The sequence below is a fragment of the Nodularia sp. LEGE 04288 genome (assembly GCF_963896525.1).
Lineage (GTDB): Bacteria > Cyanobacteriota > Cyanobacteriia > Cyanobacteriales > Nostocaceae > Nodularia.
The window spans coordinates 99,508-107,325 of the sequence record NZ_CAWQOY010000171.1; the positions used below are offsets into that span (position 1 = coordinate 99,508).

Genomic DNA, 7,818 nt, shown 5'->3' on the forward strand with positions numbered 1-7,818 from the left:
TGGAGTTACTACTCACATTTTGCTTCACTCAGCACTTTTTATTCAGTCACGCAGCAGTTTATAAAGTTACTGTGTATGCGTCCCTAATTCCAGATACTTTGACAATTTCCGTCAAAATGCCATCAGGTAAGGGATCATCGATACTCAGAGCCATCACAGCATCACCACGGACAATTTTCCGGCCTACCTGCATACTGGCAATATTGACATTAAAACTGCCCAGTAGAGAACCGAGTTTGCCGATAATTCCTGGCATATCACGGTGCAAGGTAAACAGCATATATTTGCTGGGTGGAACATTAATGGGGAAACCATCAACATCGGTGAGATGAATTTCTTTGTCGCCCAATAAAGCCCCTGTGACCGAATGAGTACCTAAAGTACCTGTCGCTTCCAAATGCAACGAGCCAGCGTAGTCGCGAGCTGAAGCATCACGGGTTTCAATCACCCGAATGCCACGCTCTTTAGCTTCGATAGTAGCGTTGACATAGTTTACCCGTTCCCGGAGGGCTTGGTAAAGTAGTCCTTTCAGGGAAGCCACAACCAAAGGCTGACTCTTGTTGGTTGCTAGTTCGCCTTGTAGTCGGACAGTCAGTGATTCTACCCGTCCACCAGCTAGCTGTCCCACCAAGTTACCGAGGGTTTCGGCTAGTTGCATATAAGGCTTGAGTTCTTCTAGGACATCGGGGCCAAATCCGGGGATATTCACTGCGGAACGGGCTGCTAGTCCTAAGAGAACATCGCGAATTTGTTCAGCAACATCAATAGCCACATTGACTTGTGCTTCCGTTGTGGAGGCTCCTAAATGGGGGGTAAGGATGACTTCTTTACCAAGCGATCGCAAATCAGATTCACCCAGTGGTTCTGACTCGAACACATCCAAGGCTGCACCTTTAATTTGACCTTGTTTAATCGCTACGGCTAAAGCAGCTTCATCAATGATTCCACCACGAGCGCAGTTGATTATTCTGGCTGTGGGTTTCATTTTTGCCAGACTTTTAGCGTTAATTAAGTGGGTTGTTTCTGGTGTTTTGGGGATGTGCAGCGTAATATAGTCTGCTTGCTGCATCAGCAAATCCATATCTACCAACTGACAGCCAAGTTGTTCGGCGCGTTCTGTGGAGATAAAGGGATCGTAAGCTAGGAGTTTCATCCCCATTGCTCTGGCTACAGTCGCCACATGGGAACCAATTTTACCTAAGCCGACAACGCCGAGAGTTTTTTTATAAACTTCCGCGCCCACAAAGCTTTTGCGATCCCACTCACCGCTTTTAACGGAAGCGTTAGCATCGGGGATGTGACGAGATAAAGATAACATCATTGCCAGGGCGTGTTCAGCGGCGGCGATTGTGTTACCTTCTGGAGAATTGACAACGACAATTCCTCGGCGGGTAGCTGCGGGAACATCGACATTATCCACACCCACACCGGCACGACCGATGATTTTTAACTGAGTCCCAGCTTCAATAATTTCTTGTGTAACGCGCGTACCAGAGCGAATCATTAGCGCGTCATATTCACCAATAATTTCGATCAGTTCTGCTGGTTTGAGACCTGTTTTGACATCTACAGTAGCAACTTGGGTCAGAATGTCAATTCCAGCTTGGTCAATCGGATCGGAGACGAGAACCTTGGACATGATTACTTCATTTCTTTTAACGTTACAGGTTTTGCTGCACAAGACTTTTTAGTTTAGTCTTTATCTGTGGCAATTCAGCAAAAATTAGGCATTTGAATATCAACCTCGTCCTCACTCACCTTTTATGCTCAAGGTTTAAAGTATCAATTGCAGAGATAGTCTGGTGATGCCTCCTGGTATCTGAAGACGAGTGGTTATTTTGTGCCACCCCTACGGTAATATAAACCATGTCTAGGGTGAAAAACCTAATATTTTTATAAATAAACCAGTAAAGTTTTTTCTAGTAGTTTGACATTAGCATAGACCGTATCCATATAGGGTGTAGGGATGTGGGTGAGTTTGCCGAGTTCAATCACAGATCCCAGGATGGCTTCTACCTCTGTAGCCCGACCGGCTTCGATATCTTGGAGCATAGAAGTTTTATGAGCGCCAACTTTTTCAGCCCCATTGAGGCGCTGTTCTAAACTGATCCCGAATTCAATCCCCAGTTTTTCAGCTATGGTTTGGGCTTCCATCATCATTTGCCTTGCCAGTTCACGGGTCAAGGGGTACTGGCAAATCTGCTCTAGAGTGGCGCGAGTTAAGGCACTGATGGGATTAAAGGCTAAGTTTCCCCATAATTTGATCCAGATTTCTGTGCGAATTTTAGACCGCACTGGAGCTTTTAATCCGGCTTGTTTGCAGGTTTGAGCTAGTTTTTGGATGCGTTCGGTTTTGGTGTTATCGATTTCTCCGAGGCTGACGCGATCGCCTTCAATGTGACGAATTACTCCTGGTGATTGTAGTTCTACGGCGGGATACACTACACAACCAATTACCCGATCTACATCAATGTTGGCGGCAATTATCCCTTCTGGGTCAACGGCGTGAATTTGTTGTCCTTCATATTCTCCACCATGCTTGTGGAAGTACCACCAAGGAATACCATTTTGGGCAGTGACTACGATTGTATCAGGATTGTAGAGTGATGGTAGAGCAGATGCGATCGCAGGTAAACTCTGAGCTTTTACAGCCAGGATCACCACATCTTGAGTTCCTGCTTGATTGATATCACTGGTGGCTAAAGATGGATTTACTACATGACTTGAGCCATCGGACATGATTAGCTCTAGTCCCTGGTTTTGAATTGCTTCGAGATGCTGTCCACGCGCAATTAAGGTGACTTCTTCACCTGCTAGAGCTAGTTTCGCTCCTAAATAACCGCCGATCGCACCCGCACCGACAATACAGATTTTCATAGACTTTTTGCTGTTAAGGGATTTTTTAAAGGTTCAGATCCCCGACTTCTTGAAGAAGTCGGGGATCTAGTTTGAAATTCGGCGCGGTTCTTCGCAATTAAATGTATAAACGAACCACAGAGGCGCAGAGAACACTGAGCAATAAGGAAGAGAGCGAGAGCGTATGTCAATAAGTTAGCTTTTTGAGTGTTTCTATTTGTCAGTGTCTAATTTTAGGAATTTGGCCATGTTCAACCGTTGCAGTTTCCCTGTAGCGCCACGGGGTAATGCTTCGAGAATATGAATTTGCTTTGGTACTTTGAATTCTGCTAAGTGTTGGGAGCAGTAGGATTTTAATTCCTGTTCGCTTGTATTACTTTTGAGTACAACCGCAGCATGAATTTCTTCTCCCAAGGTTTTGTGAGGAACTGCAAAAGCTAAGGCTTCAGCTACCGCAGGATGACGCAGCAATAAATCATCTATTTCTAAGGGGGAAATTTTTTCCCCACCTCTGTTGATTAATTCTTTGATTCTACCAGTCAGGTAAAGGTAGCCGTCTGGGTCGAGTTTACCTTGATCACCTGTCCGAAACCAGCCGTTAACAAAGGCGGTGGCGTTGGCTTGGGGGTTATTCTCGTAACCATCGATAACATTGGCTCCTTTTACTACTACTTCACCGAGGCTACCTTGGGAAAGCAAGTTTCCATCTTCATCCATAATCCCGACTTCTACACCATGTCCATAGCCAACGCTTCCCGGTTTGCGGATTTTGGGCGGTAAGGGGTTGGATGTCATCTGATGTGCAGCTTCTGTCATGCTGTATGACTCTACCACTGGCACGTTGAGAACTGCTTCCATTTGTTCGATAATTACTGGCGGTAGCGGTGCGCTACTAGAACGAATAAACCGGAAGATATGGGATTTAACAATATCTTCGTTGCGACTGGCTCGCGCTAATATCATTTGATGTATGGTCGGTGCGGCAGAATACCAAGTGGGTTTGTAACGCTCAACCAGTTTCCAAAATTCTAAGGCATTAAACCCTGTGGGACAAATAAATGTCCCTCCCGATGCCAAGGTGGATAGTAAACACCCCACTAATCCGTGAATGTGAAATAGTGGCATCAGACATAAATTGGTGTCGTTAGGAGTAAGGTTGTAGACACCGATGATATTGTGGGCAGAGGCGATGAGATTACGGTGTCGAATGGGAACACGCTTGGGACGGCTAGTAGTTCCACTAGTGTGCAGAATCATCGCTACATCATCATCTTGGGGAAGGTCAGGGGTAGAATTTTCTCTTTGTGGCTGAGTGACTTCCTGACTCAATTCCAAACTCAATGTACCGTCAGCGTTTGTTATTACCTGGATGAGTAGCATATCAGGATGAATGGCAGTTATAGCCGCCTCTGGTGTCCCAGGTAAGGTAATTAATGCTTTGGCTTGGAGGTCTTCGTAGTAAAAAGCAAATTCTTCTTGTTTGTATTTGGGATTGAGGGGGGCAGCAGTTCCACATAGACTAGCTGCAAGAAATATACACGCCATTGAAGAACCGTTAGTCATGGCAATGGCAATGCGATCGCCTTTACCTAAGCCAAAGCTGTGCAACTGTGCAACGAGAGAAGCTACATTCGCCCGTAGTTGCTGATATGTCAGAGTCAGTTCATCGGGTGTTAACAAGGCTGGATGCTCGTCTTTTCCCGTTAAAATATCAAATATGTGCATATAACATGGTAACGGTATTGCTGATACTGCCTTTTTATCCCTCTTCTGTCACTCTCCGAGAGGGCGATCGCTAGAAGCCTCATCAGGCAATTAATACAAGCTATCCTATTAGAAAAAAATGGGTGTTGTATTTGTGTGACTTGAATCCATAAATTGAGCCAAACGTAACGCCAATTCAAGCGTTATAGCCTAAAGCGAAATCCAACTCTGCATCAAATCATGAGCTAAAGTTTATTTTCTGAATTTTTGCTCAGGATAAAGACAAATTTCTTGTGGCGAACTTCGGGCAACGATATATTCCATCACTTCCTGCCCGCAATTAACCGGACAATGCACGACACCAGTTGGAATATAGAGGAAATCGCCTGCTTTGATATCTACAAATGTATCATTCTCAACATTTAGCAAAACTCTGCACGTTCCCGTAATAATGTATATCGCAGTCTCAAAAGGATGGTAGTGTGGGGTTGCACCTGCTCCTGGAGGAATTATGCCGTGAGCCATACTAAGGTGCTTTGATTTGGCAGTTTCTTCAGTTACACCCCAGCCTCGAACATAGCCATGATCTGTATCACAAATTCTTTCTGGCTCTTGAATAACTACAACACTACTCACTTGCTGTGAGATGCAAGTATCTAAAACTTCAGGACTCATAAACTATCACCCTAAGTACGATTCGTTAATTAGTGAATCCAAGTATCCAGCCCTTACATAACACAAGCGTGTGATGTCTGAATCTTAATCCACACGTAAGTTTAACCCTACCTCTGCGGCGTTGTCCAGTAATTTTCTTACCGAAAAATTGGGTTTAAAGCCCCGTCGTTCTACGACGGCTTTTAATTCATTAATGTACTAAGGTGCTGCTATACTGATTGTGGTGGAAAGGTAATCAACCACTTAAAAAACCTAGCTGTCGAAAGACAAAGCCTGAACCTTGATAATTGAACGGCAGTTGCTCTAATTGGGGAGACCCCAAGACCGCACTGCCTCATCTATGCGGTTCTACTGCATTGTTCTAGTTTCCTCCTAGCAGTAGGTAAAAGATTCATAGGGGCTAGACGAATCAGCATTTTGAAACAAATTGTTTCAAACCAAACAGGACTTGCACTCATGCAAATAGGGTAGGGCATACCCGAATTAACGCTTGGGGAGAATCCCACCTCTGGTTTAGACAACGCAAGGACTCTAGGTTAAGTGGTTTCGTTGAACCAAGAATCCCCGTCGATTTATCGCGGGGAGTGTCAAGCTTTCCTTTTTCACCCCATGTTTCGCGTCTTACTACCTTCGCCAATTTACGAGGGTGAGTTGATTATGCATTAACCATTAATTCCCATTTCTTTGAGGCTTGGCAAAAACAATAGGTCATAAAAATTCCTTCAAGGTTTCCCACAAAGGTTTTTTAACGTATTAACCGCAGTATAAGGGTTTGAGATGAAAAACTACCTTTTTAGCGAAATGCCTATGTATGGGTGATTTTGCCAGTTTTGCCAAAATCGTTGTAACCTCTTATTTTGGCAAAGGTATTGTATAAATTATATATTTTAAGTGATCGCTTCAGGGTCAACACCTAGCTCACGTAACTTTGCTGCTAACATTTCCGCACGTTGATGTTCTTGTTCCGCTCGTTGGCGTTCTTGTTCGGCTTGTTCACTACTCCACAACAGCAAATTGCCTTCTTTATCCCACCACCTCAGCCAATTCATAGTTTGGCATAATCTTTCACCCTGCCAAATTCCGAGAAATAATTCTAACTCAGGAATCCAGTAACGTCCATTGGCATCTGTTGCCATCAAAGTATACTTTTCATTCTCTAAACACCGTACTTCTAGAATGACTTCGTAGGGGTCGTAGGTGACGTAAGTGGGAATTTTAAGAATATGCTCGTAAAAATACAGTTTACCGTAGGGTGGCGTGGAACGAATTGATAGTTCGCCATTTTCCGTGTCTGACAAAAATTCCATGACCACAGCCACAGCCGCACCTTCTAAATTGGGGGTATAACTACGACGAATTACACCTGGGGCTACAGGCTGCACTTGCGGCACATAAAACCAATCAGGTGCTTTGACAACGATTTTTTTGTTGACTGTGGCTACAAGCCCAAAATTAGAGCCAATCAGCATCTGGGGTTGGATGCGTTGTGCAGATCCTAAAGCATCTGTCAAAGCTGATGCGATCGCCGGTTGCTGAATATTTTCCACTGGATCATCAGGTAAAATAAAATCTGGGGGAAGTGCTTCCCAAGTAATATTTAATTCTTTTTGAGTTTTCTGAGTAGGGTGAATTTGTAGAACCATAAAACTACTCCTAGTATTCAGTTAGGGAAATTGGCGATCCCCGGAGGGGGGGCTTTGCCCATCGCGCACTTCTGAGGCATAATCTTGGACAGCTTTGGTAATTGTCTCGCGCAGATTTGTGTAAACTTTGGCAAAAGGTGGCTGCTTCTCTGATAGACCAAGGACATCGGAGGTAACTAACACCTGTCCATCACAATGAACTCCCGCACCGATACCAATGGTGGGAATGCTCAATTTTTGTGTAATCTGCATTGCTAAATCTGCGGGGATATGCTCTAACACTATAGAGAATACACCGGCTTGTTCGAGTGCGATCGCTTCGTTAAAAATTCTTTCCCCAGCTTCTTGAGTTTTCCCCTGTTGTCGCAGTCCCAGTTGATGAACAGATTGGGGTGTCAAGCCGACATGACCCATAACCGGAATTCCCGCCTGTACCAACCGAGCAATAGTTTCCAGCATCGCCGGATAACCACCTTCTAACTTCACCGCTTGAGCGCCTGTTTCCTTCAACACCAAACCGGCTGAGTGCATCGCTTGGGAGATACTTTCTTGGTAAGTTAAAAATGGCAAATCAACCACAACTAAAGCCTGTTTTACACCACGGCGCACAGCTTTAGCATGATGCAGCATTTCTTCTAGGGTAATTGGTAGCGTCGTTTTGTATCCTAAAACAGCAGCCATTGAGTCCCCCACTAGGATTAAGTCTATCCCAGCAGCGTCCAGAATTTGAGCGATCGCATAATCCCAGGCAGTCAAAGCTACAATTGACCGCCCCTGTTGTTTCCATTGAATTAATTGCCCAGTAGTAATTGCCATATTTTTAAGTAGGGAGTAGGTAGGGGCGGGTTGAAGCAGTAAGTCTGTGGACAGACGAAATTCTTAATAAACCCGCCCATCCAGGAGAAAGGATGAAGATATTCTAATTTATTCCCCCCTGCCC

The 7,818-nt window shown here is 44.6% G+C and carries 6 protein-coding genes; all 6 read right to left on the reverse strand.

All coding sequences use genetic code 11. The features are described from left to right. Positions 1-58: 58 nt before the first annotated feature. The 6 genes from serA to panB all read right to left on the reverse strand — a co-directional run bounded on the left by serA (position 59) and on the right by panB (position 7,694). Positions 59-1,639 (reverse strand): phosphoglycerate dehydrogenase, encoded by a 1,581-nt coding sequence (gene serA / locus AACX33_RS25100; RefSeq protein ID WP_194002862.1) that lies wholly within the window; start codon positions 1,637-1,639, stop codon positions 59-61. Positions 1,640-1,893: 254 nt separating this feature from the next. Continuing rightward, positions 1,894-2,877: a 2-dehydropantoate 2-reductase gene (locus AACX33_RS25105; protein WP_194002860.1), complete on the reverse strand. Its 984-nt coding sequence runs from the start codon at positions 2,875-2,877 to the stop codon at positions 1,894-1,896. A 192-nt stretch (positions 2,878-3,069) separates the two neighbouring features. Beyond that, on the reverse strand, positions 3,070-4,581 hold the full coding sequence (locus tag AACX33_RS25110; RefSeq protein WP_194002858.1) for an acyl--CoA ligase: 1,512 nt from the start codon (positions 4,579-4,581) through the stop codon (positions 3,070-3,072). 231 nt (positions 4,582-4,812) lie between these two features. Then, on the reverse strand, positions 4,813-5,235 hold the full coding sequence (locus AACX33_RS25115) for a cupin domain-containing protein (protein ID WP_194002856.1): 423 nt from the start codon (positions 5,233-5,235) through the stop codon (positions 4,813-4,815). Between the two features lie 887 nt (positions 5,236-6,122). Beyond that, complete coding sequence (locus AACX33_RS25120; RefSeq protein WP_194002854.1) at positions 6,123-6,878, reverse strand: Uma2 family endonuclease; 756 nt, start codon at positions 6,876-6,878, stop codon at positions 6,123-6,125. Between the two features lie 21 nt (positions 6,879-6,899). After that, a complete protein-coding gene (gene panB / locus AACX33_RS25125; RefSeq protein ID WP_194002852.1) occupies positions 6,900-7,694 on the reverse strand; it encodes a 3-methyl-2-oxobutanoate hydroxymethyltransferase in 795 nt (264 codons plus the stop codon). Positions 7,695-7,818 lie beyond the last annotated feature (124 nt).

What these genes read in the sequence shown, in the direction of transcription:
- panB (WP_194002852.1), bottom strand. Translation starts at nt 7,694, where the DNA reads ATGGCAATTACTACTGGGCAATTAATTCAATGGAAACAACAGGGGCGG.
- AACX33_RS25120 (WP_194002854.1), bottom strand. Translation starts at nt 6,878, where the DNA reads ATGGTTCTACAAATTCACCCTACTCAGAAAACTCAAAAAGAATTAAAT.
- AACX33_RS25110 (WP_194002858.1), bottom strand. Translation starts at nt 4,581, where the DNA reads ATGCACATATTTGATATTTTAACGGGAAAAGACGAGCATCCAGCCTTG.
- AACX33_RS25105 (WP_194002860.1), bottom strand. Translation starts at nt 2,877, where the DNA reads ATGAAAATCTGTATTGTCGGTGCGGGTGCGATCGGCGGTTATTTAGGA.
- AACX33_RS25115 (WP_194002856.1), bottom strand. Translation starts at nt 5,235, where the DNA reads ATGAGTCCTGAAGTTTTAGATACTTGCATCTCACAGCAAGTGAGTAGT.
- serA (WP_194002862.1), bottom strand. Translation starts at nt 1,639, where the DNA reads ATGTCCAAGGTTCTCGTCTCCGATCCGATTGACCAAGCTGGAATTGAC.